Source organism: Ancylomarina longa (assembly GCF_003996985.1).
Taxonomy (GTDB): domain Bacteria; phylum Bacteroidota; class Bacteroidia; order Bacteroidales; family Marinifilaceae; genus Ancylomarina_A; species Ancylomarina_A longa.
The window spans coordinates 1-1,268 of record NZ_RJJX01000072.1; the positions used below are offsets into that span (position 1 = coordinate 1).

1 protein-coding gene is annotated in these 1,268 nt (G+C 43.1%); it reads right to left on the minus strand.

Features of this window, described 5'->3' with window-relative positions:
• Positions 1–1,260: photosystem II chlorophyll-binding protein CP47 (gene psbB, locus DLK05_RS19000; RefSeq protein WP_498366006.1), on the minus strand; the 1,260-nt coding region annotated here is incomplete at its 3' end.
• Positions 1,261–1,268: the final 8 nt, after the last annotated feature.

The window sequence follows — 1,268 nt, forward strand, 5'->3', positions numbered from 1 at the left end:
GGGGGTTCTAGCACCATGCCAAATGTGTCCAAAGAAGAAAAGTAGAGCAAACGAAGCATGTCCAAACGTAAACCAACCTCTTGGGCTGCTACGAAAAACACCATCAGATTTCAAAGTCGCACGATCTAATTCAAAAATCTCACCCAATTGAGCCCGTCTAGCATATTTTTTCACAGTTGCGGGATCACTATAACTMACTCCRTTRAGTTCRCCRCCATARAACTCAACAGTTACACCTACYTGTTCGACACTATAYTTTGATTCTGCCCTTCTAAAMGGRACRTCAGCTCTAACAATTCCGTCTCCRTCTACCAAAACTACCGGAAAWGTTTCAAAAAARGTAGGCATRCGGCGTACAAAAAGTTCACGCCCTTCTTTATYTCTAAAGACRGGGTGKCCTAACCATCCAACAGCTATTCCATCCCCRTTGTCCATTGARCCCGCTCKGAATAAYCCCCCTTTTGCTGGATTATTACCAATATAATCATAAAAAGCTAATTTTTCAGGAATTTTMGMCCAAGCTTCTGATAAACYTYGATTTTCGGCTAGTCCAGCACYAACTCTTCGATATATTTCTTGYTGRAAGTATCCCTGATCCCATTGATAACGAGTRGGACCAAATAATTCGATSGGRGTAGTTGCWGAACCATACCACATAGTTCCAGCAACAACAAAAGCWGCAAAAAAGACAGCAGCRATACTACTGGAAAGGACGGTTTCAATATTGCCCATACGTAATCCTTTGTATAGACGTTGAGGCGGACGRACACTAAKATGGAAKAGGCCCGCTAATATRCCCAACGTCCCYGCTGCAATATGATGAGAGGCTATTCCTCCCGGAACAAAAGGRTCAAAACCYTCCACRCCCCACGCYGGRTTTACRGRTTGTACYTTTCCRGTTAGTCCATAAGGRTCGGAYACCCATATTCCAGGACCATAYAAYCCTGTTACMTGAAATGCGCCAAAACCRAAGCAAGCCACYCCTGAAAGAAATAAATGAATTCCAAAAATCTTGGGCAAATCCAAAGAASGTTTTCCTGTACRTTCATCACWAAAWATTTCTAGATCCCAAKATACCCAATGCCAAATAGCTGCCAAGAAGCACAAACCAGAARACACTATATGTGCKCCGGCTACCCCTTCGTAACTCCAAAGACCCGGATTCGTTATAGTCCCCCCTGTAATATTCCAACCGCCCCAAGAATTGGTTATTCCTAAACGAGTCATGAAAGGTATAACGAACATACCTTGTCTCCACATTGGATCAA